The organism is Myxococcales bacterium, from assembly GCA_016716835.1.
Lineage (GTDB): Bacteria > Myxococcota_A > Polyangia > Haliangiales > Haliangiaceae > JADJUW01.
On the sequence record JADJUW010000002.1, the window covers coordinates 443625 to 470580 of the forward strand.

The window sequence follows — 26956 nt, forward strand, 5'->3', positions numbered from 1 at the left end:
GTCAATCCTTCTTGGTCATCAGGCGGGTTAGGTGGCCCTTGCGTTCATTGGTGGCGCGGCGCCGCATGTCGGCCAGTTCACGCGCGGCGCGGTCATTCGAGGGATCGATCTCAAGCGCCGCCTCGAAGCGCTCCGCTGCCTCAAGGCGATCGCCATCGGCCAGCGCGCGATAGCCATTACAGACGTCGACATAGGCCTTGGCGACGTGGTCGCCGGGCGTCGCTTGCAGTTGGCCGCGCGCGACGCTGGCCGCGGCGTCGTATTGCTTGGCCCCCAGGAGCCCATCGACCTGCGCCAGCCAGCCTTCGGCGCGCGCGCCGGCGGGCTTGAAGTTGGTCATCGGCGCGGTTTTTTGCGGCGCGAGGGGTACCTGCGGCGGCGCGGCAACCAGCGGCGTTCGCTGCGGCGTCGTCGCGGCGGTGCCGAGCTGCTGTTTGGTGGAGGCGCCTGGCCGAGGCGGTGAGGCCGGCTGGGATGGCGCGATGGGTGGAAGCGCCCGCGGCGCGACAACCGCCGCGGGTTTGCTCGGCGCCGCAGGGGTAGGCGCTGGCGCTGGCCGCGCCGCCCCGCTGCGCACGGCCGCCGCCGCCGCGGCTCGCTGTTGCGCATCGCCAAGCTTTTGGTAGGCATCGCGGATGAGAATAAAAATATCGGCGGCATGCATCCGCAGCTGAGCCGAGGCGTATTTGGCAAACCGATCGGGATGATAGCGCTTGGTGAGCTCGGCAAAGGCGAGGCGAATGTCGCTGTCCGACGCATCGTAGCTAACGCCGAGAATCTGAAATGCGTTGAGGCGTCGCAGCGACGCGAGCTCCTCGGCCAGCGACATGACGAGTTCGGTTTCCGCATTCGTAAGCGGCGCGCCATGTTCGGCGCTGAGGTCGGGTTGCCGCGTCATGGCCTTGAGGCCAGGCTCGGTGCCTGCGCGCGTTTTTTCGTTGAGTGAGGTAATCAGCGCCGACGCCGCGGTCTGGCTCGCCGAGCCGCTGGTGCGTTCTCGCGCCAAGGCGGTCTCGATGATCCACATCGCCGATTGCGGCACGTAGTCAAAGCGCACCTCGACGCCTGGGCCGCGGCCATTGGCGCCACCTGCCGCAACGTGCTCCGCGACGACGCCCTTGATCGAAACCACGGTGTCTGAAGGTAATGTTAGCTCGACCGTCACCAACGTGCCGACGGCCGGCGGGTTGCCGGATTTTAGGAACAGCGCATTGCGAATGAGATCGCGCTTGTAGATCGCCTCCACCTGTTCCCAGGAGGCGCAGCGCAACTTAACGCTCACCGGCAGTGCGGACACAAATCTCCTTACTAAGTATAGGGAGCTGCGTCGCCGTGCAGCAAGGCTGCGGACCGGCTACTTAGAAAATGACCAGTGCTCGGCGGCGGCCTGCGCAACCTCGGCGGGCGTGAAAGGCACAGCTTGGTGCACCTGTGGGATATACGCTACATCCAGCAACACCCGATAAAACGGGCTGGCGCGGTTATATACGGTGCCTGTCGGTAGTTGCAGATAGGCCTTGATCGCCCCGCCAACCTTGGCCTCAGCCATGAACCTCTGCGCCGAGCCGTCGGCGAGTTGGCGAAAATCCAAATCGTTCCAGCCAGCATCGGCGCGGTTCACGACGTCGTGGTCGCCGCCGCGCGGCACGCCGCCGGGATAGTTGGGGTCGTCGGCGGGCGGCAAGAGCAGGGCGGAATTTGGAAAGAGCGGGGCCATGCGCCAGAGGTGCTGCTTGCCCCACGCCCATTGCGCGGTATCGCTGCTGCCAAAGCCATCCTCCGATGCCAGCCAAGCCGCCGCGTCGGCGAGGGCCTCGCGGATGCGGTCGCCGCACGGATCGCTGCCATTGTTGGTGACCCCGTCGCCGCAAACCGCGGGGGCCGCGTCGCCAGGCCACATCGACGCCGGCGCGTTGAGCACGCCATCGACCAGCCGCACCGCATGACTAGTTCCCATCGTCCAGGTTGCCAGGCCGAGCTGGGCGTATTCATCCGCGATCAGCCGTTCGACGAAAAAATGCGCCCAGGCGTTAAACGCCGACGTCGCCGCGGCGTGGCGAAGCTCGGTCGCGCTCGCGGCGCCGGTGGCCGTGGGCGTTGAAAAATCCCAGGTCGAAAACAGATCGCACAGCGCGGCGGCGTCGCTTAGGCCGTCGACCGCTTCGCAGGCCGCCAAGATTGCTGGCACGAACTTGGCGCCCGTGCCCGATCTCGTATCGTGTTGCAGCGAGGCCATGTCGGCGAGATCGACGGCGCCGGCGGCAACGGAGGCGTCGAGCACATCGGCGATGCGCTCTTGCCGCAGGCCAATGGCATAGTCTGCGCCGAGAAACCACGGCAACCCGTCGACGTCGCCGTCGTTTAGAAGGTCGTTGTCAAACGTCGCGCCGACCGGATCGGCATTGGCGGTCACGATGAGCCCGCTATCAGGGTTAAGGGCCTGCGGCATGACCGCGTCGGGGATATAACCGTCCCAGTCGGCGCTGCCATCGCCGGGCAGCACCATAAAGGGCGCGACGCCGGCTTGATTGCTGTCAGGGTCCCACGTAAATGCGCCCAACTTGCGGCGCGGCACCTTGGCCTTCATCGTCCAACCAATAGAACCGGCGGTATCAATAAGCACCCAGTTTTGGCCGCCGAACGAAAAGTCGTCGAGCGCGGCGAGGCCGGCCTGTACAGTGCCACTTTGCAATAGGCGCCAAATCGCGCGGATTTCAAAGGTTGGCTCGTGGCCGGTGTACTGCACCGACAATGCGGTATTCGATGAGCGCGGCACGACGCGGCCATCCTCAAATGTTGGGATAATCGGGCCATGATGCGGCACGGTTTCGTAGGTGGCGGTGACGGTCTCCGAGACGGTCCCGAGCACGCCGATGCCAAAGGATTCGGTGCGCGCCTCGATGGGCACCAACGCCTCGTTGTGCTGGACGCAATCGCCGGTGTCGGGGCAAGGCTCGATGGTCTCGGCAAAGACGTCCATGACGTCGTGATACGCGGTGGTCGACGACCATGCGGTCTTGCCGTTGTGGCCTAGGATGATGCCAGGAATGCCAGGGAACGTGATTCCGTAGCCATCGAGCACGCCGGGCACGGTCAAGTGGACGGGATAAAACACGCTTGGATTTGGCAAGGCCAAGTGCTGGTCGCCGATGAGCAGCGCGCTGCCGCTCGCATGCGCTGGCGCAACGGCCCACGTATTAGAGCCTGCGTTGGGTCGTTGATAGAGGCGCGGCTCGAGATTGCCCAGACCGCGATCGACATGGGCAGGGTTAATCGCGCTGCGCGCATTTCGCACCGCGGCGCGCAGGGAGGCGGCCTGGGCGCGGGTGTATGGCGAGCGGGCGGCGGCCTTGGGCTCACTTGCGCGCGCGGGCTTGCCTACCGCTTCCAGCGTCGAGCGCTGCCCGACGGGCGTTAGGCGCAACAAATCTTTAACAATGCCGCGGCGCTCATAGGCATAGGTGTCACCGACGTCGGCGCCGAGATAGGTCTCGACCGCGGCGAGCGCAATATCGGTGTACGCGAGCTCGTCGGCAAGCGATCCCGAGAGCGAGTACGCCTGATAGCGCCCCAGGGTGAGGCTGTCGATTTCGTTCCAGGCGGCAAAGCGCGTCGGATCAAAGGAAACCTGCACCTCAATGTCGAGTTCAAACTTGCCAGCGACGAGGTGTGCCGCATAGGCATTCACGCCTAGCGCATAGCCGCGCAGCATCTCGACCAACTGCACGTCGACCGGATCGCTCGACGCCTGCATTTGGGTCCACGACTGTTCCGCATAGTGGCGCATGCGGTGCATGCGAATCTCCATGTCGGCGGTGACGATGCTCGGGCTTACGGCGCCGAAGATCTCCGCGAGCGTGCCGCTGGCGTTGCGGCGCAAAATATCCATCTGCGGCAGGCGGTCGTGCGCGGTGATGTAGCCCTGCACAAAGCCTAGGTCGTGGACGTTTTTCGCCGTGATGTGTGCGATGCCAAGCGAATCGCGGGTGACCGAGACCCGGTCCGTTAGCGCGGGATTGCGCACGCAGGTTGCGCCACTGCACGCCGCGCTATTGTCGCCACAGCCGCTCCCAACCAGCGCGCCACCCATGGCGAGCGCGGCGCCTACAACTACGCAAATCATTCCTGGCTTCATGGCGGCACCATAACAAATGGCAAATGCGGTGAAAGCGGCCTCGTCGACTATCTCAATTGGCCGCGCCGCCCGGTGCCGTTAGCCGGGCGCGTCATGTATGGTGGCGGCATGCGCGCGAGCCTAGAGCCGACTCATTTGTTTTTGCGCGCGTGCTACCAATTGCCGGTGGCGCGCACCCCGGTGTGGATGATGCGGCAGGCCGGGCGCTATCTTCCGCAGTATCAAGCGGTGCGCCGCAAAGTCTCGTTCCTTGAGCTCTGCCATACGCCGGCGTTGGCGTGCGAGGTCACGTTGCAGCCCATCGATGAATTTGGCTTTGACGCGGCCATCTTGTTCTCGGACATCTTGGTGCCGCTGCCGGCGATGGGCCTGCGCGTCGCCTTTCCCGAAAAAGGGCCGGTCATCGAAAATCCGGTGCGGACGGCGGCGGAGGTCGCGGCCTTGGTGGTGCCTGATCCAGAACGCGAGATGCCCTATGTGCCCGAGGCGGTGCGGCAAATTCAGGCCGCGCTCGCGGGGCGCGTGCCGCTGATCGGTTTTAGCGGCGCGCCGTTTACGCTGATGACCTACGCCGTCGAAGGCGGCGGGTCAAAAGAATATGCCTTCACCAAGAAATTGCTCTTTGGCGATGCGACGGCGGCCCACGCCTTGCTGGAAAAACTCGCGCGCACATGCTCGGCGTACTTGCAGGCGCAAATCGCCGCCGGCGCCGATGCGGTGCAAATCTTCGATTCGTGGGCCGGGGTGCTGGCGCCCGGTGACTTTCGCGAATTCGCGCTGCGCTGGGCGAAATGGCTGATCGATGACGTCCGCGCGTCGGCGGCATTTTCCGCGCGGCCGGTGCCGATCGTCTATTTTGCCAATGGCTGCGCGCCATACCTGGACTGCTACGCCGATTGCGGCGCCGACGTGCTCGGCGTCGATTGGCGGGTGTCGCTTGCTGCCGTGAAACGCGCGATCGGCGACCGCGCGGCGCTGCAAGGCAATCTCGATCCAGGCGCGCTTTATTTGCCGCCGGCACAGCTGCGCGAACGCACCATCGCGGTGCTGCAAGAAGGTGGCGGCCGCGGCCACATCTTTAATCTCGGTCACGGCGTGCAGCCGCATGCCGACCCAGAGCACGTGCGCGCCATGGTTAACGCGGTCAAAGAATTTCGCCATCCGGCGCATCTCGTCGCCTAAAACCGGCGATGCGGCGCGCCGATAGCGGCGGGGCGTGTTACATGCGTAGCATGATCGCGCGACCATCGATGTGCAGGCCTGGCGGCCGCGCAAGGTGCGCTGTGGCGTTGCTGCCGGCGTTCGTGCTGATAATGGTGATGGGCACGGCCTCCTGCGCAGGGCAGCGCAAAGACCGCGACGGCACCATCGACACGACCGCGCGTCCCGGTGCGTTGGATGCAGGCGCCGCTGCGCCCGACGCCGCGGATGGCACTATCGCGGTGCCGGCGCGCGTCGGCGACGTCGAGGTGCGTGTGCGCTGGCCCAAGGTGCCGCGCGCGCTGCTCGGGCCGGGGGCATTTGCCGCCGCGCGATCATGCGGCGAGCCTTTGCCGCGAGCGGTGAGGGTCGATGCGGAGTTCGCGGTGGAGGGCGTGTTCGTCCTCGTCGAAGGACCCCATACGGCGCCGCCGACGCCGCCCGTGCCAGAGGCGCGCCTATTGCTCGCGGCATGTGACCCATCTCCGGCTGTGACCGTGGCTGGCATCGGCGATCTCCTGCTTTATAATCAAGGCGCGGCGCGCGAGATCAGCGTTCGCTTCAGCCCATGGACCTTGCCGCCGGCGCGGGGCGAAGTGAGGTTTAAAACCAAGGCCGCCGAGGGTGAGCTGTTATTAATGTCGCTGCGCGAACCGGGCGTCTACGGCGTCACCACGGCGACGTCGCCGCAGCCTGCCATCGTCGTCGTGCCCGCAACGCCGCACGCGGCGCTCACCGACGAGCGGGGCATTGCTACCTTGCGCGATTTGCCCGCCGGCGAACATCGCGTCGTGGCGTGGCTGCCCGGCGCCAGCGACGAGGCAGCGCAGATTGCGAGCGGGGCGGTCACTGTGACGCCGGGCAAGACCGCGGAGCTCGCGCTGCAGTTTGGAGCGCCATGACGTGGCAGGTCGCGCCCGAGCTCGAGGAAGCCTTACGCCGTGCGGCGGCCGCCGAGGTACAAGGGGCGGCGTTAGCTCCCGCACGGCTACACGCTTCGGTGATTGAGCGTTCCTTGCGCTACACCTCAGAGCGGCAAGCCCTGGCCAAGGGCCGCGACAACGACGACGACCTGGCGGCGCGCGCCGTGTTCTTTTCTGTGGCCGATGCGCCGAAGTTGTGGCAACCGCTCGCCGAGCTGTTGCGGGTGGCGCCGGCGTTCGCGTCGTCGCCATTGGTCGTGCTCGATATCGGCGCAGGCTGCGGCGCGATGAGCCTTGGCCTCATTGCCGCGGCGGCCGCGCTTGGCTGTCCCGCCTTGACGCTGCGCCTGGTCGACGTCGACCCGCGGGCCTTGCGGATTGCCAAGGCAGCATGCGCGCAATATGCCGCGGCTTGCGGCGTGCCGTGTGAGGTGGTCACGGCCTCGGTCGATGTTACCCATGGGCTTTCCGCGATGCCGGACGCATGGGTGGCAAACGATTTGGTCTTGGCAGGCTCATTGCTCAACGAGTTGGCGCCGCCGCAGGCGTTGACGCTGGCGACGCAGGCGATCGAGCGTTGCAAGCCAAGCGGCGCGGTCATCATCATTGAGCCCGCGCTGCGAGCAACGTCGCGGGCGTTGCACCAGCTACGCGATGAGTTGCTAGTCAAAAAGAGGGTCGCCGTGGTGGCGCCATGCACTCACCAAGGTGGCTGCCCCATGCTGCGCAATGAGGTCGATTGGTGCCATCAAGAGCAACCCTACGCCTTGCCGCCGCTAGCCGAAGCTATCGCACGCGTAACGGGCCTGCGCGATGGGGCGATGAAGTACGCGTATCTCGTGTTGTGCCCGGATGTCGAGCTGGCGCGCGCAAAGCAAACGTTGGTGGCGGTGGTCAGCAGGCCGCAGGCCAGCAAGGGCAAGCTCGAAATGGAGATCTGCGGGCAACGCGGGCTAGAGACCCTGCGGCGACTTAACCGGCATCGCGCCGATGGCAACCGCGCCCTCGATCGCGCCGGGCGTGGCGATTTTTTGCGGCTGGTGCCGGAAATGCCTATTGTCGATGCCGAGACCACCGTGGAACGGCTTGCCCGCGCCGCGATCGGGCCGCTCATTCGCTAGCTGCCAACGCGTTCGCAGGCTGCCGGCGATCAATCGCGCGTGGCGATTTCGGTGTCTTCGTCGCCGATAGGCGGTGGCTCGGTCGACGCGATAGGCACGCGGTCGGTTTGATCGGCGAACGTCGCGGTGGTGCGGTGAATCGGCCGCGTCGGGTCGATCGGCATGTCGCCGGGTACGCCGCTGGTACCGAGGCCGCGAATTTCAATCGCGATGGCGGTGATGTTGTCGTGCCCGCCGCGCTCCTTGGCGAGCTCAATCATGTGGCTAAGCTGGGTGTGCAATTCACCGGTCGCAATGTGCGAGGCCACCTCGGCGTTGACCGTGAAGTAATCGTGCAGGCCATCCGACGACAGCAAGAGCCTGTCGCCATCGTTAAGATGAACATGCGCCATCTCGACGCCAACGTCGGCCGAAACGCCGATGGCATTGACGAGGATATTGCGCCAATTTGACATCAGCGCTTCTTCCTCAGAAATGCGCCCTTCAATGACCGCGACCTGCGCGACCGTGTGGTCGGTGGTGATTTGTGAAATTTTACCGTCGCGCAGTAAATAGGTTCGGCTATCGCCGACGTGGGCGACGAAGGCTTCCGCGCCGGCTAGCAGCACGATATCGAGCGTCGTGCCCATGCCCTGCTTATCGACTTCGCGATTGCCGCGTTGAAACACCGCTTGATGCGCCGAAAGCACGGCGTCTTGCATAATCTGCGCGAGTTCGCGGCGCGCGGTTTCGGTGGGGTCGGTGGCGAAGGTGGCGATGCGCTCGTGCGCTGCCTCCAGCGTGGTGCGCACGCTTTCGACCGCCATCGAACTCGCGATCTCACCCGCGGCGTGACCACCCATGCCGTCGGCGACGATGAAAAAGCGATGCGCCGGATCGATGTACGCTGAATCTTCGTTGTGCTCGCGTACCACGCCGATGTCGGTCATCATGACCGCCTCAATCGTCGGCGTCGTTTCAGTCTTGTCCATGAGGTCTCGCTTTGCAGTAGTAGCTTAGATGTGGTTGACGATTGTCGCTTGCAGGCGTCCGTTGCCGCAACCTCAAGTTGACAACATCGCGGATTGTATCAGAAGGTAACGCGACGCGTTAGCGCCCCGGGCAGCAGAAGCGGCTTCGCCCGCTGAATATTGCGTCAATCTAGCCGTCTCAAACCGCGTGGTGATTGACGCCGACGGATCACTTTCTATACGGTGGCCGCTGGCTTGGAGAACATATGAAATCAGCATTTATTGAGGCAACTTCTCGCGCGGTACGCCGGCGAATCACTTTCATGGCGGCGACGCTGGTGATTTGCGGCGCTGGCTTGGTGGCAGTGCCCGCGCATGCGCAGGTCAAAAAGATCGAGCTGCGCATTGCAACGGTCGCGCCGGCCAAGACGCCGTGGTCCAAGGTACTCAAAGAATTTGAGACCAACGTCGAGGCCGCCTCGGGCGGACGCATCGATGTGCGGGTGTTTCTCGGCGGCACCATGGGCGATGAGAACACGACCGCCGTGATGACGGCGCGCGGCAAGTTGCAGGGCGTCGGCGGGTCGACTGGCTCGATCGCGACCTTGGTGCCTGAACTCGACGCCATCGAGGTGCCTTTTATGTTTGCCAGCGCCAACGAAGCCGACTACGTGCTCGATAAATTTTTGCTCGCGCCGATGGAAAAGGCGTTTCGCGAACATGGTCTGATCCTTGGTTTTTGGGGCGAAAACGGCTTTCGCCATTTTGCCAGCACGGTGGCGCCTATTGCCACGCCGGCCGATATTCGCGGCAAGAAAATGCGTTCGCAAGAAAGCTTCGTGCACCTCGAGATGTACAAGGCGCTGAGCGCCAACGCCTCGGCGATTCCAACCACCGAAGTTGATACCTCGCTGCGCACCGGCGCAATTCAAGGGTATGACCAATCGCTGCTCTATGCCATCGCGGCGAGCTGGCATACGACGACCAAATTTCTCACGCTCTCGGCTCATATTTATCAGCCGGGCGTCATCGCGTACAATAAGGAATGGTTTGACGCCCTGCCGGCCGATCTACAAACGATCGTGATGGACGAGGGTCGCAAGCTCACCCGCAAGGGACGCAAGGGCGTGCGCGACATGAACCCCGCGATGGTCGCCTTGTTCACCGACGCCAAGGTCAAGGTAAGCACCCTGACCCCAGCGCAACGGGAGGCCTTTGTCACCGCGACCAAGGGCGTGCGCGAGGTGGTGCGCAAGAAGAGCGCGGCGCACCGCGCAACGCTTGAGCTAATCGAAAAGGGCATCGCCGAGTTTCGCGCCAAGGGCGGCAAGTAACCAAGTAACGCGGGCAGGCGCGCGCGCGTGCCCTAAATTATGTTACCAACATCGCATGTCCCAATTAGCAGACGGGGGCGGCGAGCCGGCGCCATGGACGCCCACGTATCCTCGGCTTCGCAAGCTCGACGAAACTTGGTACTTCGCGGAGCGGGCGCTATGCAGCGTGATGTTCCTCTCGATGGCGCTGCTGGCGTTTTCGCAGCTGCTCGCCGATGCCTTTGTTAGCCGTCACGAATGGTCGGACGTCGCGGTGTTGTTTGGCGTGGTGCTGCTCGCCCTCAGAACGCGAGCGGTAGCGCCTGGCAAGGCAGCGCTTTCGTGGCTGATGTCGATCGCCTTGGCGGCGGCAATCGCAGCGGCCTTGGCGGCAGGCACGTATTATTTTGCCACCACGTATGCGGGCAAGCTGATCTGGACCGACAGCCTGGCGCTCATCTTGATGCTCTGGGTCGCGCTATTAGGGTCGTCGCTGGCGACCTATGAACGCAGCCACTTGGCGCTGGAATTTGGCGAGAAGCTGTGGCCGGCGCGTCTGCGCCATCTGATCAAGGCGCTGGCCCACGGCGTCACCGCGGCGTTTTGCGTGATTGCCATTTACATCACCTATCACTCGCTCATGGATGAAGTGAAAATTGGGCGGGTCAGCGGGGTCGAAGCCATTCCGATGTGGGTGGTGTTTCTGATTTTTCCGTATGCCTTTGCGGCGATGGCCGTGCGCTATCTCGCGCAGGCAATTACCACGGCAACTAAGACCGAGGCACCCGTCGAAGAAAGGCTGCCATCATGAAGGCATTTCTCGCGCTGCTATTTTTGGCGCTGCTCGGGGCGCCGCTATTTGTCATCGTCGGCACCGTTAGCGGCGTCGCCTTTCTCGACTATGCGCCGGCGCTCGGGCTATCGACGGTGCTCGATCCGTTTGCCGAATTGCTCGCCAACAAGCAATTCTTAGCGATTCCGCTGTTCATCGGCGCCGGCCAGCTCATGACCGAGGGCGGCATGGCGCGGCGTATGGTCGACTTTATGCGCGCGCTCTTATGCTGGTTGCCCGGTGGTCTGGGCATGGCCGCGGTATTTGCGTGCATGGGCTTTGCCGCGATCTCGGGTTCATCACCGGTGACGCTGATTGCGGTCGGCTCGATCATGGTGCCCGCCATGGTCAAGGCCAAGTACGACGAGAATTTCTCGATGGGCCTGGTGATGACGGCGGGCTCGCTGGGGTGCCTGGTCATTCCTTCGCTAATTTTGATGATCTATTCGCTCGCGGTGAGTTCGAGCAATGCGTCGGTGCAGGCGAGCGATATGTTTATTGCGTCTGCGGTGCCGGCGGGGCTGATCGCGCTCACGCTCTGCATTTACTCGGCGTGGGCAAATCGCAACGCGGCGCGAGAAACGTTTTCTTGGGCACAGGTCGTCGCAGCGGGAAAAGAAGGCGTTTGGGCCCTCATGCTGCCGGTGGTGGTGTTCCTCGGCATCGTCATGGGGTTCTTCGCGCCGTTTAAGGCTGGTGCCTTTGCGTTTGTTTATGCCCTGCTGGTGACCACGCTGGTGCACCGCGAGCTAAACCTACGCAAGGTCTTCTCGGTGCTCGCCGACGCGAGCCGGCTGATGGGCATGCTGATTTTGATCATCGGCCTGACATTTGGCATTAACAAGCTGATCGTCGAGGTGGGCGCAGATCAGGCGATCGCGGCATGGGTGGAGCCGCTGGGGCCGGTCGCGTTTATGTTGCTCGTCAACGTGCTGCTGATCGTGCTCGGCGCGCTGATGGACTCGGTCTCGGCGACGCTGCTGTTTGCGCCTATCTTGGCGCCGATCGCCATGGCCAAGGGCATCGACCCGGTGCACTTTGGCATTGTCTTCGTGGTCAACATGGAAATTGGCTACCTGGCGCCGCCGGTGGCGACCAACTTGTTCGTCGCCTCGGCGCTATTTAAAAAGCCCTTTGGCCAGGTCAGCCGCGCGGTCTTGCCAGGGCTTGCGCTCACCGTGGTCGCGCTGCTGTTCTTTATTTTTGTGCCCACGATCAGCAAGGGCGCGCTCAATGCCAAGCGCGGCGATGACGTCTGGGAGTCGTTTCCGTGGGACGGCCAGCCGTATCGCGACAAGCATCCCGGCAATTCGCCCAAATCGCTCGAAGACATTGGCGGCGGGCTAGGCGAGGTGAAGTCTGATGAGCTCAACAAGCAGGGCGACGACGACTACTACTTTAAAGATGGCGGTGGCGACGCCGGGCCCAAGGCCCCCGCGCCCGACGGTGCGGTGCCCAACGCGGCCGCGCCCGATGCAGCGCCGGCTAACCCAGATGATGCCGCGATCGATCTAACCAACGTCCAGCTGTGACAGCCGCGCCGTGGTCGCGGTAATGGCCGGCGGATTTTGGTCGGCGACGACGAAGCGGCGGCCAAGCCCGTGGGCGGCGACGGCGGTGGTGCCAGAGCCACTAAACCAATCGGCCACCCACTCGCCAGGCTGGGTTGTGGCCTTGATGACGCGCTCAAGCAGGCGCAGCGGCTTTTGCGAGGGATAGCCGACGCGCTCGGCATCGCTGTGGTTGAGCGTCTCGATGTCGCTCCACCAATCTTCGGGCACCTTGCCTGCCCCCAGCGGATATTCGTAGGTCTTGCCGCTGCGGCGATCGGTCTTGCTTTGCACGCGCGTGCCATCTGGCCGCGTGATGAGCTTCATGTGGCTACCGGCACGCCGTGGGATGGCGATGGCGTCGGGATAAAACGACCACTGCTCGCTCTTGGCGTACCACAGTATGGTGTCGTGTTTTTGGCCAAAGCGGCGCGGCGATTTGCCGCCAACCGCATAGCACCAAATGATTTCGTTGACGAACAGGTCGGGCCCAAAGAGTTCGTCGAGCAGGACCTTCACGTAGTGCACGGCGCGCCAGTCGAGATGCACGAACAAGGAGCCCGTGGCGGTAAGCACGCGCTGGCTGTGCTCAAGCCACGGCAATAAAAACTGCGTCAAGGCGCGCGGCGACGCCAGGTCATCGCGATAGGTGGCGGCGCGGCCCGCCTGGGTCTTGCCGGTGCCAAAGGGCGGATCGATATAAACGCATTGCACGCTCGCTTCCGGCCACAGCGCAGCGAGCGCAAGGCTATTTCCGCTGGCGACAACACTCTGTTCCGAGAAGATCGCCTGCTCGATTAGCGCGACATCATCTACGCGCACGCTGGCAAACGCCGACACCGCGGCACTGTATGCCAGGGCTTTGCTTATGGGAAGCAGATGCAATTGGTTCTGGATATGGATATCGTCCCGCTGAAGGCGGCCCGCTCGGCCGTTGTTGGCATCGTCGCACCTGTCACACCGGCGAGGAATCTTGTTGACGCCCTGCAGGGGCCAGGCTAGAAGCGGCGTGATGCGGCTTCGGTTAACCAGCCTTTGTGGCTATCGTTTGCTTTCGGTTGGAGTTGTGGTGCTTGCCGCGTGTGCTCCCCAGCAAACTTCGACTCCAGTATCTGCTCCCGCCGACGCTCTAACTTCGGATGACGGCGGGAACAATCATCCTGACGCGGCTGCCGATGCTCCCCTTGCGCCTTTTCATCCAACAAGAATCATCACAATTAACGCACATGCTGCACCGCGCATTCTGATTTTAAGTCTGCAAGGCGAAATCTTGGATGGAATTGACATCCCAGCGGAGTATTGGAAAGCCGAGCAATCCGCAATGCGTGGCATTGTCGAGGATGCCGCAGGCCGAATTCATATTTTTGTGGGGACATTCAGCCCCTTCCTATTGTCCTACCACCAAGGACAGTGGACTCGCAGCGATCATTATCAATGGGGTATTCCAAACGTTACTTTTTATGGTCACTTGGCCGCAAAAAACAATACTGTTTTCGCCACGTCAGGTATCGGCGTGGCAAAAGGGCTCGCGACATTCGATTTGAGTCCTGGCGGAGCGCAGTCATTTGTCAGTTTCCGCAACACATCAGATGTTACCCTGGGGCTTGATGGCAACATCTACGCGATTAGTGAAGACGACGAGCTGTACGTTGTGACAGACGGCGAGGCGGCGGCCGTGCCGCACTACAGTCCACTACCCGATTTGTTCACGCTTGATGAATCCCTAGACATCTACGGCGTCTGGTCCCAGATAAGTCAAGTCCACCGACTTTCGCAAGGAGGCGAGTCCTCATCATCTCCGCAATATGCGCTCTTTAACGCCAAGGACATAGACTTGGCACCCGATGGCCTTATCGTTTTGTGCGCCGAAACCGGATTTGCAGTTACCAATCGCGAATTCGAACAAATCTACGTTAAAGAATTGGCGATGTCGGGCTTTTGTAGCTTTGGCTACCACTGATTCACTCATAGGCTGGGTAGACCGGGACCTCCAATCGTTGGAAGGTGCGGAAGGCCATCGCTGCCGGCGCCGTGCTATCTTAGCGGTGTGGACGGGCCTCTCGCAACTGCGGCGTTCGGACGCTGGTACCCCTTGGCGGCATTTGCTGAACATATTGAGGCGGGCGTCGGCGTATTTCAGGTGAAGCTCGCGAAGGGGCTCATCGACTATCCAAAGGGCAAGAGCGCGATGATCCACTATGGGTATGGCGCCTCGCTGCGGGACGAGGTGGGGTCGCTGGTCGCCGTAAAACAGACGGCGGGAGGGCAGGTTGACGCTTGGATGTGTCGGCACACAATTGAATTTCCAAGCGGGCGTGTTATGGAGGCGCAGCACTTGTACGAGCGCCTGCTGGCGCAATTTGTCAGCCGATTTGGAAGCGAACCGAGATTGCCATGCGCCTGATGCACACCGACGCCGATCTGCCCGTGGATGCCGCCGACGGCCCGCCCGTCGCGTTGCCACCGCGGCCCGAGCGGCGGCGGGTGAGCACGTCGTTTTTGTTCATGATGATCGTGCTGGTGGGCATGGTCGCGGCCATCTTCACCTTGTTTCCCAAGCGGCAAAATTTGCTGATGAGCGAGGCCATCGCGGCGCATCAGGCGCCACCGGCGTGGCAGCTCGCGGCGCCGCCGCTGGGCGAGCTCAAGGCGTGGTGGCTCGGCATGTTTGGCGATAAGGTGAAGTTGCCGGGCATTGCCGCCGAGGTGGTGCCGCTCGGCCTCGCCCACAAGACGCTGCATCGCCGCGCTACCGCCGTCGCGCGCGTGCGCGCGGCGGGCATCGAGGTCACCCTGTTAATGCAGCGCACGCCAGGCATGGCGCCGCGGCATAAAGAGCGCACGGTCGGCGAGCTCATCGCAATCGAATGGGCCATCGGGCCGTGGGCGTATGTGGCAGTAGGGCCCAGCGCGGCGGCGACGACGTGGCGGCCCTTGCTCGGCGTGCCGCGACGGCCAGAGCTAGCGCCGTAGCGGCGGCCTTGCCCGCTATGCTAGCGATAGCGGCGAAATAGCTCTTGTTGCCGCGTGTCGGTATTTTGCACCACGCCGCCGATGATGACGACCTTGGCCCAGGTTGAGATCTCAAACGGATCGCCACTCCACATCACGACGTCGGCGCGCGCACCAACTTCGAGCGTGCCGCTGGGCAGCTTCCGCGCCGTGCTCGACCCGGTGGCGCCACGCCGCGCCGCGACGACGGGGGCATAGATTGCCGCGGGCACCGTGGTGAGCGCCGCTAGGGCGTCGTCGTAGGCCAGACCGTCGGCGATGGCGATGCCGGCGAATTGGCGCAGCGTTACCGACGACCAGGCGGCGTCGAACGTCGAAAAGGCCACGTGCACACCGGCGGCCCGCAGCTTGCCCGCGGCGTTAATTGTCACGCGGGGCGCATTGATGCTGCCAGGCAAAATATTTTGCGGATCAATAATGACGGCGACGTCGGCCCGCGCTAATTCGTCGGCGACGAGCCACGCCTCGGTGCCGCCCACGATGACGAGGCGCAGGCCAAACTCGCGCGCGAGCGCCATGGCGGCGCGGATATCCGCGACCGCGCGCGCGTCGACGAGCAGCGGCTGCTGCTTGGTGAAGATTGGTTCGAGCGCCGCAAGTTCGGCGGCGGACAACGCGGTCTTGTCGCGCGGCAGTCGCTGATATTGCGCCTTGTCCCGCAGCCACAGCTGCGTTTCGGCGAGCACATCGCGCAGCTCGGCGACGCTGGTGCCACGCGATTTTTCGAGCGTTGCGGCAGGACCTAGCTCGGCGTGCATGGCCGCCGAGGCGAGCAGCGGGTCGCGTGCGTCGTGCGCCATCGAGCTCCACGCGGATTGGCCGGCAACAAGGACACCCTGTGGCACGGCGATCACCGAGGTGATGCCTACGGCGCGGACGAGCGCGCGCATAATGCTAAATGGATCGATCGCGTCCGCGGCGCGATAGGTGGCGTGGGTAACGCCGCGAGCGGGCGATAGGTTGCCGTCGCTCGCGCCGGTCTCGGATCGATTTCGCTCAGGCCCACCTGGCTGTACGCGTCGATAAAGCCAGCCGTGACCACGCTCCCGGCGCCGTCGATGGTGCGGGCCCCGGCGAATGCAGGCAGGCCGGACCGACCGCCGCGATCGCACCATCGACGATGATGACGGTCGCCTCGGGCAACGTGGTGCCGGGCTTGAGCAAAACCCGAGCGCCGACAATCGCGATCGGCTGCGAATGCGCGACCGTTTCGGCGTTAGCAAGCTTTCCCCCACCGAGCACGGCGAGGCAGATCGCGACCGAGGCGAAAACAAAGCGTTGACGGTGAAAGATCATGGCTGCTCCAGGGTGGCGGGCGTACGGCCCGCTTCGTAGTCAGATGGGCGGAGGCCAACGGCCGCGTCATAGGCCACCTCGCCGGCGATGTAGACGAGCTTGGCCTTGGCATAAACCGAAAACGGGTTGCGATTCCACACCACCACGTCGGCGCGCTTGCCAACTTCGAGCGTGCCGGTCACCGCGTCGATGCCGAGCATCCAAGCGGGATTTGCCGTAATCCATTTGAGCGCGTCGGTGTCGTCGACGTCGAGGCCATCGCGCTGACCGGCAAAGAGCGCCTTGCCCGCCTCTTGGTTGAGCCGTTGAATGAGCTCCGCGGAATCGGAGTGGATGACGGTGCGACCGCCCGCGAGATGAAGGAGTGGCGCGTTTTGCACGATGCCATCGAGCGCCTCGAGCTTGAAGGACCACCAGTCGGCCCAGGTGGCCACCGCGATGCCCTTGGCCGCGAGCAAGTCGCGAATTTTGTAGGCCTCAAGCCCGTGGTGAAAGGCGCGTATGGTTATGCCAGCTTGCTCGGTGACCTCGATCATCTCGGCCATGTCGCTGGCCTTATAGCAGTGCACTTGCAGCAGCACGTCGCCGTCAATTAGGTCGGCCAGGGTTTCCAGCGCGCCGTCGGTGCGACGAGGCCTGCCTTCTTCCTCATCCGCATCGATCTTTTCGCGGTACGATTTGGCATCGACAAAGAGCTGACGAAACGAGGCGAGCTCGCCCATGCGCGTTGAGGGGCCACCTTTCTCGCCATAGGAGCGCTTGGGGTTTTCACCACATGCCATCTTGAGCGTACGCGGGGCGCCGGGAAACGCCACCTCGCTCGCGGTGCGGCCCTCCTTCATCACGACGGTGAAGCCCTCGCCGCCGATGAGATTGGCCGAGCCGGGCAGGATGAGCGCGGTGGTGACGCCGCCGCGGACGGCGCGCGAGATATTGGGGTCTTGCGGCCAATAGCTGCTCTTGGCCCTCACCTCGGGCGAGGATGGGCGCGTCGCCTCGTTGCCGTCGTCGTAGCCGGTGGAGCCCGGCGAGGCATAAACGCCGAGATGCGAGTGCGCGTCGATGAGGCCCGGCGTAATGACAGATCCGGTCACATCGATTTCCAGAGCGCCGGGAGGTGAGACGGTGGTCGCATCCCCCACCGAAATAAGTCGCCCCCCGTCCATGACGATGACGCCCCCATCAAGCACGACATCGGTGCCCGTCATGATGGTGGCGCCGCGCAGCACGACCAGCCTCGCCTTGGGGTTTACCAGGGCCGCGCTGAGGGCACTGGCCTGCGGCGAAGGGCTGGCAACGGTTGGGCTGGCGTGCTGGGTCAACGCTGGGCGGCAGGCAACGGCCATGAGCGCGAGGGCCGCGATGCCAAGCACCAGGCCACGGGTGGCAATCTTCATAGGCAACCGGATATCACGGGCTAGGCGACAAGTGGTTTAGACGTCGCGCAATACGCTAATGGCGCCGCAAAATTTAGCCTCTCGCCGGCGAGGTTGGCCCCTCGATGGGTCTTGACGTAGTAGCGGTGGCACTAAATCCCGCCGCTGAGCGCCTGCAAAATTTGCACGCGGTCGGTGGGCACGAGCGGGTGACTCAAGTCAAATGTCTGCGCGTCGTTGACGAAGATGCGCATGTGCGGGCGCACGCGGTTTTGCTCGTCGATCATGCGGTAGCGCAAGCCAGGGAACTGGCGGTCGAGGTCGAGTAGCAGCTCGCCCACGGTTGCGCCAACGGCAAGCACCTCGTTGGCACCGCCGGTATACGAGCGCAGCGGTGATGGGATGTGAACTTGCATGCGTTCACCAAGCCGTGACGCTATAGACATGTGGCAGGTGGCGCGCGATGCACGCGAAGTCCTCGCCGCGGTTGGCGCTCGCCCATATTTCGCCAGAGGTTGTGCCAAAATAAAGGCCCATGGGGTCATGCGCATCGCCGCACATGCCCTGACGCTTCACCGTCCACCACGCCTGCTCGCGAGGCAGCCCGCGGTCAAGGCGTTGCCAGGTTGCGCCGGCATCGCGCGTGCCAAATACCGCGGGCTTGCCGCCCGGGCTGGTGCGCGGCCATACGCTGGTGCCATCCATCGGAAAGACCCAGGCGCAATCAGGATCGCGTGGGTCAATGACGATCGGAAAGCCGATGTCGCCAACGTCGGCGGGCATGTTCTTGCCGACGCGCTGCCAGACGTTGCTCGTCTTGCGATCCATGCGGTAGATGCCGTAGTGACTTTGCATCCAAAGCCGATCCGGATCGGTGGGATGAATCGCGACACAGTGCGGGTCCTGGCCATATTCGGCCTCGACGCCGTCGTGCAGCGGCTGCCACGTCGCGCCCGCATCTTCGGTGAAAAACACCCCGCCGCCCGACATGCCGAGGAGCAGCTTGCGTGGATCGCGCGGATCGACCTGAATCGAATGCAGCTTGCCACCTTCGGGCGTTTGGTCTTGGTCGCCTCCGGCCCAGTCTTTTTGTTCAGGGTGATCGTTGAAGCCCGCGACGCCCTGCCAAGACAGGCCATCGTCATGACTGACAAAGAGCGCTTGCGGCGACGTACCCGCGTACCAAACATTGGCCGCCGCAGTTAGCCAAAACACGTGATTGACCGCCCGCTTACGTGGCTCGTCGGCTGGAAATTTTGGCGGGTTCGCGACTTCGACCCAGGTTGCGCCGTCGTCGGTTGAGCGATGTAGTGCTGGGCCCAAGTGGCCCGCGCTGGTCGCCATCAGCAGGGTGTTCTTGGCATTGCGCATCACGTGATAGACGAGGTTGCCGAGAAACTGGGGCCCCGAAAGCTTCCACGTCTTGCGGTCCGTCGAATCCAAACGAAACGCGCCTTTTCTCGTGCCGATCCAAAGTGTTGTCATCTTGGCGGACGAGGCTAGCAGAATCAGCCACGCCTTGCCGAGGTGCGCGCAATTTGAGGTTAAAGATTGCACCGGCCGATCCAGCATTCAGACGCCGGCGTTAAGGAAACTGTGAAATTTTCGCGTCGTAGGCCGGCCGCGTATGTGGCGTGTGCACCACAATGATGGGTCAAGCCCTGCTGCGGCCGTAACCCATGTCATTGGTACGGTCCATGCATTCTGGTCGGCGCTATGACCCGTCCAGAAAATTTTCTCTCCCTCTTCGCTGGGCTTGCCACATCAATTGCATTTGGTTGCGCCAGCCGCAAGGCGATGCAGCCACAGGCGGCCATGGCTACCGCGGCGGCACCCTTGGCGATGGCGATGGACGCGCCGGAAGGCGCACCCGCCGGAGGCGTTGTCACCGTCAACAGCTCGGACGAGATGCGAACGACGGGGGAAATTGTCGTGCGGTCGCCTGACTTGTTGACGCAATCGGCGATGTTTCGCAGCGAAATTTATGCCCGCGGCGGGACCGTGGTGAATGAAGACATCAAATTTACACAGGCAAAGAGCGTCCAGGAGTTGCGGACATTTGCCTCGCCCGCGCGCTCGAATTATGCGCGCTTTACCGTAACCTTGCCCGCGAGCAGCACTGCCGGGCTGCTGCAATGGATCGTGCAGCACCACGAAATCATTCACCAGGCCATTTCGGCGATACAGCTCGTACCCGCGGCGGGTCCTCAAATAGCCACGGATGGCGAAGCGCCGCCGCCAGTGCACAACGTGTCGTTTGTCGTCACGTTTGTCGAAGAAGTGCGCCGCGAGGCATTTGACGAGGCCAGCATCTCGCTATCTGTGCGCGGCGTCGGCATGGTGACCGATGCGCTCGACCGACCGGCCAATCGCGACACGCGCTCTGGCGTTGGGCTAGGCCTGCGATTTGGCAATTTCACCATAGAGACCACCGGGATTTTTGCGACCGAGGCCAGCTCGGCCGGCATCATCGTTACCGCCGGTAACGTGGTTTACGCGCGCACGATGGGCAAGGGCGCGCGTACCGCGATGAACCCCTATCTGCAAATCAAGTCGGGTTACGCCTATCTGAACGGTTCCGCCTACGTGCTCGGCGCCGAACTGGGGATCGAACTGATCAAGGCAGGGGGCGTGGCCTTGGCAGCTAGCGTCTCGCCGCTGGGCCTGCTCGGCAAGCACAGCATGGTCGCGGTGCAAGGCGGTGCCGAGCTCCGCGTGGCATTCTAGGTCTAAGATTTGTCTCGCTTGGCGGCCAGCGCGGCGCGCACGACGGTGTCGTCGCCAAATTTTGCGCCGATGGCATCGACGGTGGCGGCGAGGCGCGCCTTCTTTTCCGCGCTGGCGTGGTCGAGGCTGAGCTGGCCGGCATGAGCGGCGTCGACCAAGTTCACCGCGGTGACGCCGCACAAGCGCACGCGCGTACCGACCGTGCTGCCAACTAGGATCTGCGTCAGCAAGTCGCGGGCGACGCGCGCGATGTCGCCGCCATCGCTGGTGGCCTCGGCGACGCCGCGTTGGCGGGTTACCTGGCGAAAATCGTCGTACTTGATAGTGAGCACGATCGTCTTGGCGAGCAGCCCATGCGCGCGCAGCCGCGCCGCGACGCGATCGGCCTGGTCCAAAATCGTCAGCGCCAAGTCCTCGGCGTCGGTGATGTCATCGTCGAAGGTTTCGCGATGGCCGACCGACTGTGGCTGGCCGTGCGCTTCGACGTCCCGATCGTCAATGCCCAAGGCGAGCTGGTGCAGGTGATGCGCCGCCGCGTCGCCAAGGCGCCGTGCTAGCGAGGCCACGGGATAGCGCGCGACGTCGCCAATGGTTGTCAGGCCCAAGGCCGCGAGCTCGGCCTGCGTCGTCTTGCCCGCGCCCCACAGGCGTGAGGTCGGCAGCGCCCAGAGAAATGGGATCACCTCGGCCTCGCCGACTTCGCGCAGCCCATCGGGTTTGTCGATGTCGCTGGCGATCTTGGCGACAAACTTGCTTGGCGCCAGGCCGCACGACGTCACCAACTGCAGCTCGGCGTGAACGCGAGCTTTAATCGTTTGTGCGATTTGCCGCGCCGGGCCGAGCAGGCGTTCGCTCCCGGTTAGATCGACAAAGGCCTCGTCGAGCGACAGGCCCTCGACCAGTGGCGAATAGTCGGCCAAGATCGCAAAAAAACCGCGCGACGCGTCGACATAGCGATCCATATGGTGCGGCACGACGATGGCGTGCGGACACAGCCGCAGCGCGTGTGCCATTGGCATGGCCGAGAACACGCCAAACTTGCGTGCCTCGTAGGACGAGGCGGAGACGACGCCACGGCGCACCGAGCCGCCCACGATGACGGGCTTGCCGCGCAGGCTGGGATTGTCGCGCTGCTCGACCGCGGCAAAGAACGCGTCGAGGTCGACGTGCAGGATGCTGCGTGCGGCGGTCACGCGGCTATTTTCGCAGGAGCGTGGGGTAACCGACAACCACGATGATCGCGATGGAGGCCACGAGGACGACCGGGAAGATCCATGACGGTACGGCGACGTCGCTGGCGGGATTTTTGCGGAGCCGCGACAGACGTGCACGCAAGATGATGTGCGGCACCAGCACGCCGAGCACGACTAGCATTAGCTTGGCATGCAGCCAACCGCCGGTGGTAAACGCGGTTTGGTTGCCCCATCGCGCCTTGGTAAACGCCATGACGAAGCCGAAGACGAGTGCCAGCGTGGCGCCGATATCCATGGCCACCGCGACGCGGCGCAACTTGGCGATGAAGGCGTCTTTGTGTGCGGCGGCGACATGGCCGGCGCCCGTGAGCAGGGCAAGCGTGGCGGCGATGCCACCGAGCCACAGCGTCATGCCGATGAAGTGCGCGATGCGATACCAGGCGTAGTGTTGTTCCATGCGGCTTGTGTAGCATGCCGCGCTGATCGCTCAGGCGGCGGATTGGCAAAAGCCACCTCGCGCGCCGCGTGATCGCCGCTAGGCGAGCTTAAGCCGCTCGACCAACGCGACGTATTTGGCCTGAGCCTCTGCCGACGAAAGCCCGCGTTTTTGCGCCCAGGCGTCGTATTTGGCGCGGCCCTTGAGATCGAGCATGCCGGGGCGCGCGCCGCCTATATCGCCGCTGGTCGCCTGCTTAAACAACGCATAGAGCTCGAGCAGATCGGCGGTACCAGGCGTCTTGGCGAGGCTCTTGGCGGCGGTCACCGCGGCGGCAAATTCAGGCGAGTCACTCATGCCTTAAGCGTAGCATGCTCGCCGCGCCAATTGGCCCACTCATGGTTCTCTTGCGCGGTTAGATCTACTACCCTCGCGCCATGAGTCTTTCGCAAAACGGACCAACCACGGAACGACACGGAGGCAATTTCATCGCCGAGGTTTTGGCGCGTCACGGCGTCCGCCACTTGTTTGTACTCTGTGGCGGCCACATCTCGCCGATCTTAACCGGCTGCGAGCAGGCCGGCATTAAGGTCCTCGATACCCGCGATGAGGCGAGCGCGGTATTCGCCGCCGAGGCCGCGGCGCGGCTCACGGGCGTGGTCGGGGTGGCTGCGGTGACTGCGGGTCCGGGCGTTACGAACTCGCTGACGGCGATAAAAAACGCGCAGATGGCGCAGACGCCGCTTATCTTGTTTGGCGGCGCGACGGCGACCTTGCTCAAGGGGCGAGGTTCGCTGCAGGACATTGACCAATTGTCTGTCTTAAAGCCGATGACCAAATGGGCGGTAACCGTGAAAACCGTGCCGTCGCTCGCGGGCATCGTCGAACGCGCCATCGACATTGCGACCAGCGGCGTGCCAGGGCCGGTGTTTATCGAGGTGCCAGTTGACTTGCTCTATCCGGAGTCTGTCGTGCGGCAATGGCACGCCAAGGAGCTCGCCGGCGGCGACTCGGTGACGGAGAAAGCGATGGGCATGTACGTGCAAGCGCATCTCTATCGCCAATTTAATGCGCCGGCGTTGGCTCAACTGCCGCGGCCGCATGTGCCGAGTATGGCGCGTCTGCAGCAGACGGGTTCGATCACCGGCGTCGTCGCGGCGCTCGCCACCGCGAAAAAACCTGTGCTCGTGATCGGCAGCCAGGCGCTGGTGAACACGAAGAATGCGGCGCCGCTCGCACGTGCGGTGCAGGCGCTGGGCATTCCCGTGTTCTTAGGCGGCGGTGCGCGTGGTCTGCTTGGACGCAGCTCAGCGACTCAGTTTCGCCATGCGCGCGGCGCCGCGCTCAAAGAGGCCGACGTTGTCATCGTCGCCGGCTTTCCCTTCGATTTTCGCATGGGCTACGGCCGCGGCATTAATCGCAAGGCGGTGCTCATCGCCGCCAACCTCTCCGCTAGCGAACTTAAGAAAAATCGCAAGCCCGACATGACGCTGCAAATGCATGCGGGGCAATTCTTGATCGAGCTAGCCGAAGCCACGCCGGCGTCGGCGCGCGATCAACCAGAATGGTCGCCGTGGTTTAAGACCTTGCGCGAGCGCGAGGCGGCACGCGATCGGGAAATAGCCGAGCAGGCCAAGGTCGTTGGGCCCTACGTCAATCCGCTCGATATTTGCCTGACGATTGAAAGCCTGATGGCTGACGACGCCATCTTGGTGGTCGACGGCGGCGACTTCGTGGCCACGGCGGCGTATACGCTACGGCCGCGGGCGCCGCTTTCGTGGCTTGACCCTGGGGTGTTTGGCACGCTGGGCGTCGGCGGCGGCTATACCCTTGGGGCCGCGGCGTCGGCGCCGGGGCGCGAAATTTGGCTGATTTGGGGTGACGGCTCATCGGGCTATTCACTGGCTGAATTCGATAGCTTTGTGCGCCACGGCTTGGCGCCCATTGCCATCATCGGCAACGACGCGTCGTGGGCGCAGATCGCGCGCGACCAGGTCGAGATCTTGGGCACCTCGCTCGGCACCGACTTGGTACGCACCAACTATCACAAGGTCGCCGAGGGCTATGGCGGTGTGGGCCTGTTCATCGAATCCCCCGCGCAGGTAAAGATCGTGCTTGCGCAAGCCAAGAAAGTTGCCGCCAGCGGCAAGCCGGTTTGTGTCAACGTGCTGATCAACGCCACCGAGTTTCGCAAGGGCTCGATTTCGATCTAAGGAAATTCGCTAGCGGCGGGTCGCCGGCTTGATGGGCTTGGTCGTCCGCTTGCGGGTGGTCGACACGGACTTGCGCGCCTTGGGCTTGGTCGCGGGCTTATGCGGCGGCCGGCCCTTCGCGCCAAGCTTGCTGACTTCTTCGCGCAGCGTCGCGAATTTTCCGTGCAGCACCTCGACCTCCGTGCGCAGGCGCTGCAAGTCTTCGCTGGTTGCGGCATCTTCGCCAAGCTGACGCACCACCTCGCGGGCGCGGCGCTTGAGGCGCCCATCGCTGTCGCGCTCGATGGTGGCGTGCAAGGCGCCAATGGCGCCGGGGTGGCCAAGCGTCGCCAAAGCCTCAATAGCCGACGACTGCACGCGGAAATCGCCGTCGCGCAAGAGCTCCTGCGCGCGCTCGCGGACCTCGTTACCAAACCGATCGCGGCGGCCGCGCACGAAGCTTGCGGCGGCGCCGATCGCGGCGCGGCGGCCCTGCGATGGCTGCCCCCACCGCGTCGCCGCGAGCAAGACGTCGATGGCGCGCTCGTCGCGCGTTTCGGCGAGGCCGCGGTACGCGTGCTGGCGGATCACGTCTTGAAACGAATCGCGCGTCGTCGCCAACATAAGCAGGTCATACGCCTGTGGCACACGCAGCTTGCCCAGCGATAAGCAGGCCTGCGCCTCGACAAAGTAGCTTGCGTCGCCTTTTGCGATCAGCGCGCCGAGCACGGTCGCAATTGCGTCGGCGCTCGAGGTGCCGCGAAATGCCGCAAGGGCGCGCACCAGGCCTCGGCGCGCCTTGGCGTGGCGCTCGCTAGGCAAGGCGGTGAGGATGGCCGTCGCGGCCGACGCGGTGCGAATCGCCGCGAGCGCCGTGGCGGCCTCATCGCGCACCGCCCAAAAGGCATCGCGCTTCATGGCCTGGATGAGCGCGGCCTCGACCTGTGCGCCATGTTTCTTCCCGAGCTGGATCGCCGCCGCGGCGCGGTCGACCGCGAGCGTTGCCTCGGCAAGCTGCGCGATCAGCATCGGCTCGGGGACGTCGAGGCGAAATTCGCCAAGCGCGACCAGCCCCGGATTCCACACCACGTGCGTCGGCGCCGCAGCCAGCGGAAAGAAGAAGACGTGCTGTTTCTCGCAGACCTCAACTGCTAGATCGATATCCTTGCCGGCGACGCGCGCCCTTGCCACCATGGGCAAGCGAAACAGCGGCGTCTTGCCCTCGACTTTTTGTGCCTGCGTCGTCGCGACGCGCAACAGCTTCTTGTCGTTGTCCCAGGTAATCGCAACCTCCAGCTCGGGATGCCCTGCGCCCTCGGTCACCCACTGCGCGAAAAACCAATCGAGTACGCGGCCGGTCGCGGCCTCAATGGCGCGCGCCAAATCGCGGGTCTCGACCGCGCCGCCGCGGTGCTTTTCTAAATAGTGCTTGATGCTGCGAAAAAACTCGGCGTCGCCAAGCTCGTGTCGCAGCATGTGCAGCACGCGGCCGCCCTTTTCGTAGAGATGCGCGTCAAAGACATCGATCGGCTCGTCGTAGAGCTTGGTGACAATGGAGCGGCGATAGCGCGCGCTGTCCTCGCCGAAGTAGCTCTCGTCCCAGGCCTGCAGCAAGAGGTCGCCCTCATCGCGCCCCTGATGATGCGCCCGCCATAGGTATTCGCTGTACGTTGCAAAGCCTTCGTTAAGCCAGCCTTCCCCCCAATCGCGGCACGTGATGAGATCGCCAAACCATTGGTGCGCCAGCTCATGCGACACCAGATCGTCGGCGTCGTAGTCAAGCGCGGCGCGCTCATCCATTAGCACGCTGTCGGTGAGCGTGGTCGCGGTGGTGTTTTCCATGCCGCCAAAAATGAAGTCGGCGACGAACACTTGGGCGTAGCTCTTATAGGGATAGGTGACGCCAAACAGTTCCGAGAAGCACGCGAGCATCTTGGGCGTGTTAGCGAGCGTGCGCCCCGCGTGCTCGGCGTAGCGCGGTTCCACCAAGTAGGTGCACTCGACCTCACCCCAGCGATCGCGTGACACCGCAAAGTCGCCCACCGCCAAGGTAATGAGATAACAGCTATGCGGCACGTCGTGGCGGAAATGCCAGGTGACCTGGCCGCCCTCTACCGGCGTGCGCGATACTAGCTCGCCATTGGAAAGCGCCGTCAGCGGCGCCGCGATCGTGACGATGAGCTCGCTGGTCGACTTTTGGTGCGGCGCATCGAAGCAGGGAAACCAATACCGCGAGTCTTCGTCTTGACCCTGCGACCAGATCTGGTTGGGCTTGTCGGGGTAGCCCGCGTCTGGCGCGATGAAATAGAGGCCGCGCGTTGGGTGGCAGGCATAGTCGATGTCGATCACGAGCGCATCGCCACGCGCGACGCCAGCTGGCACGTCGATCGTCAGCAACTTGCCGTCGACGCCAAAGGTCGCGCGCTTGCCGTCGACGCGCACGGCGCGAATTTGCAACGCCACGGCGTCGAGGACTACGGTGGTCAAGGTGGGTGCCAGCGCCACCCCGCTCAGCGTCGCGGTGCCGACCAGGCCGCGCGCCTCGGCGTCTAGCGTCAGCGCCAGCTTTATGTGCGTAATGTCGATCACGCGATCGCGCGCGTAGTGCGGCCGCGCGGTATGAAAGGCAAACTCTCGGGTCATGCGCCGAGCCTAGGGCGCGGGCCCAAGGCTTGGCAATTGGGCGAGGGCAACTTCGGG

24 protein-coding genes are annotated in these 26956 nt (G+C 63.7%); 11 read left to right on the plus strand and 13 right to left on the minus strand.

From position 1 onward, the window contains the following. Window position 1: 1 nt before the first annotated feature. Window positions 2–1297: a DnaJ domain-containing protein gene (locus tag IPL79_16755; GenBank protein ID MBK9072627.1), complete on the minus strand. Its 1296-nt coding sequence runs from the start codon at window positions 1295–1297 to the stop codon at window positions 2–4. A 57-nt stretch (window positions 1298–1354) separates the two neighbouring features. After that, window positions 1355–4135, minus strand: coding sequence for a penicillin acylase family protein (locus IPL79_16760; protein ID MBK9072628.1), 2781 nt, complete (start codon window positions 4133–4135; stop codon window positions 1355–1357). 108 nt (window positions 4136–4243) lie between these two features. Here IPL79_16760 and hemE point away from each other — a divergent pair, with 108 nt between their 5' ends. From hemE to IPL79_16775, 3 genes are all read left to right on the plus strand, one after another. Next, complete coding sequence (gene hemE, locus IPL79_16765) at window positions 4244–5317, plus strand: uroporphyrinogen decarboxylase (GenBank protein MBK9072629.1); 1074 nt, start codon at window positions 4244–4246, stop codon at window positions 5315–5317. A 101-nt stretch (window positions 5318–5418) separates the two neighbouring features. Then, a complete protein-coding gene (locus IPL79_16770; protein MBK9072630.1) occupies window positions 5419–6237 on the plus strand; it encodes a hypothetical protein in 819 nt (272 codons plus the stop codon). Beyond that, complete coding sequence (locus IPL79_16775; protein MBK9072631.1) at window positions 6234–7379, plus strand: hypothetical protein; 1146 nt, start codon at window positions 6234–6236, stop codon at window positions 7377–7379. Before IPL79_16770 ends, IPL79_16775 begins: the two co-directional genes overlap by 4 nt. A 29-nt stretch (window positions 7380–7408) precedes the next feature. Here IPL79_16775 and IPL79_16780 read toward each other — a convergent pair whose 3' ends face one another. Beyond that, window positions 7409–8350 (minus strand): serine/threonine-protein phosphatase, encoded by a 942-nt coding sequence (locus IPL79_16780; GenBank protein MBK9072632.1) that lies wholly within the window; start codon window positions 8348–8350, stop codon window positions 7409–7411. Between the two features lie 245 nt (window positions 8351–8595). On the opposite strand from IPL79_16780, the gene IPL79_16785 reads away from it, so the two are divergent. Genes IPL79_16785 through IPL79_16795 form a run of 3 tightly spaced genes read left to right on the plus strand, consistent with a single transcriptional unit; the run spans window position 8596 to window position 12006 of the window. Next, window positions 8596–9663: a TRAP transporter substrate-binding protein gene (locus IPL79_16785; protein ID MBK9072633.1), complete on the plus strand. Its 1068-nt coding sequence runs from the start codon at window positions 8596–8598 to the stop codon at window positions 9661–9663. A gap of 55 nt (window positions 9664–9718) precedes the next feature. Next, the gene (locus tag IPL79_16790) at window positions 9719–10453 is read left to right on the plus strand and encodes a TRAP transporter small permease (protein MBK9072634.1); all 735 of its coding nucleotides are present in this window, start codon (window positions 9719–9721) and stop codon (window positions 10451–10453) included. Beyond that, window positions 10450–12006, plus strand: coding sequence for a TRAP transporter large permease subunit (locus IPL79_16795; protein ID MBK9072635.1), 1557 nt, complete (start codon window positions 10450–10452; stop codon window positions 12004–12006). The genes IPL79_16790 and IPL79_16795 overlap by 4 nt, the downstream gene beginning before the upstream one ends. Here IPL79_16795 and IPL79_16800 read toward each other — a convergent pair. Beyond that, the gene (locus tag IPL79_16800; GenBank protein ID MBK9072636.1) at window positions 11986–12864 is read right to left on the minus strand and encodes a site-specific DNA-methyltransferase; all 879 of its coding nucleotides are present in this window, start codon (window positions 12862–12864) and stop codon (window positions 11986–11988) included. The two genes, IPL79_16795 and IPL79_16800, sit on opposite strands and share 21 nt — an antisense overlap. Window positions 12865–13036: 172 nt before the next feature. On the opposite strand from IPL79_16800, the gene IPL79_16805 reads away from it, so the two are divergent. From IPL79_16805 to IPL79_16815, 3 genes are all read left to right on the plus strand, one after another. Then, on the plus strand, window positions 13037–13984 hold the full coding sequence (locus IPL79_16805; GenBank protein MBK9072637.1) for a hypothetical protein: 948 nt from the start codon (window positions 13037–13039) through the stop codon (window positions 13982–13984). A gap of 87 nt (window positions 13985–14071) precedes the next feature. Beyond that, entirely contained in the window at window positions 14072–14428 is a 357-nt protein-coding gene (locus IPL79_16810) for a hypothetical protein (GenBank protein MBK9072638.1), read from the plus strand. After that, a complete protein-coding gene (locus IPL79_16815) occupies window positions 14428–14997 on the plus strand; it encodes a hypothetical protein (protein MBK9072639.1) in 570 nt (189 codons plus the stop codon). The genes IPL79_16810 and IPL79_16815 overlap by 1 nt, the downstream gene beginning before the upstream one ends. A gap of 20 nt (window positions 14998–15017) precedes the next feature. Here the strand turns inward: IPL79_16815 and IPL79_16820 are convergent, their stop codons facing one another. The 5 genes from IPL79_16820 to IPL79_16840 form a co-directional block, all read right to left on the minus strand. Continuing rightward, complete coding sequence (locus tag IPL79_16820; GenBank protein ID MBK9072640.1) at window positions 15018–15926, minus strand: hypothetical protein; 909 nt, start codon at window positions 15924–15926, stop codon at window positions 15018–15020. A gap of 106 nt (window positions 15927–16032) precedes the next feature. Further along, window positions 16033–16332, minus strand: coding sequence for a hypothetical protein (locus IPL79_16825; protein MBK9072641.1), 300 nt, complete (start codon window positions 16330–16332; stop codon window positions 16033–16035). Continuing rightward, window positions 16329–17729, minus strand: coding sequence for an amidohydrolase family protein (locus IPL79_16830; protein ID MBK9072642.1), 1401 nt, complete (start codon window positions 17727–17729; stop codon window positions 16329–16331). The genes IPL79_16825 and IPL79_16830 overlap by 4 nt, the downstream gene beginning before the upstream one ends. Window positions 17730–17860: 131 nt before the next feature. Then, window positions 17861–18124 (minus strand): MoaD/ThiS family protein, encoded by a 264-nt coding sequence (locus IPL79_16835; GenBank protein ID MBK9072643.1) that lies wholly within the window; start codon window positions 18122–18124, stop codon window positions 17861–17863. 4 nt (window positions 18125–18128) lie between these two features. Continuing rightward, window positions 18129–19193 (minus strand): glycosyl hydrolase, encoded by a 1065-nt coding sequence (locus IPL79_16840; GenBank protein ID MBK9072644.1) that lies wholly within the window; start codon window positions 19191–19193, stop codon window positions 18129–18131. 231 nt (window positions 19194–19424) lie between these two features. On the opposite strand from IPL79_16840, the gene IPL79_16845 reads away from it, so the two are divergent. Beyond that, entirely contained in the window at window positions 19425–20435 is a 1011-nt protein-coding gene (locus IPL79_16845; protein MBK9072645.1) for a hypothetical protein, read from the plus strand. Window positions 20436–20437: 2 nt separating this feature from the next. Here the strand turns inward: IPL79_16845 and dinB are convergent, their stop codons facing one another. The 3 genes from dinB to IPL79_16860 all read right to left on the minus strand — a co-directional run bounded on the left by dinB (window position 20438) and on the right by IPL79_16860 (window position 22421). Next, window positions 20438–21628, minus strand: a complete 1191-nt coding sequence (gene dinB / locus IPL79_16850) for a DNA polymerase IV (protein MBK9072646.1) — start codon at window positions 21626–21628, stop codon at window positions 20438–20440. Between the two features lie 4 nt (window positions 21629–21632). Beyond that, window positions 21633–22085 carry a hypothetical protein gene (locus tag IPL79_16855; GenBank protein ID MBK9072647.1) on the minus strand — a complete coding sequence of 151 codons (453 nt, stop codon included), beginning with the start codon at window positions 22083–22085 and terminating at the stop codon, window positions 21633–21635. Window positions 22086–22163: 78 nt separating this feature from the next. After that, the gene (locus tag IPL79_16860) at window positions 22164–22421 is read right to left on the minus strand and encodes an acyl-CoA-binding protein (GenBank protein MBK9072648.1); all 258 of its coding nucleotides are present in this window, start codon (window positions 22419–22421) and stop codon (window positions 22164–22166) included. A gap of 80 nt (window positions 22422–22501) precedes the next feature. Between IPL79_16860 and IPL79_16865 the strand changes: the two genes are divergently transcribed. Then, entirely contained in the window at window positions 22502–24277 is a 1776-nt protein-coding gene (locus tag IPL79_16865) for a thiamine pyrophosphate-binding protein (GenBank protein ID MBK9072649.1), read from the plus strand. A gap of 9 nt (window positions 24278–24286) precedes the next feature. Here the strand turns inward: IPL79_16865 and IPL79_16870 are convergent, their stop codons facing one another. Then, the gene (locus tag IPL79_16870; GenBank protein MBK9072650.1) at window positions 24287–26899 is read right to left on the minus strand and encodes a M1 family metallopeptidase; all 2613 of its coding nucleotides are present in this window, start codon (window positions 26897–26899) and stop codon (window positions 24287–24289) included. Window positions 26900–26956 lie beyond the last annotated feature (57 nt).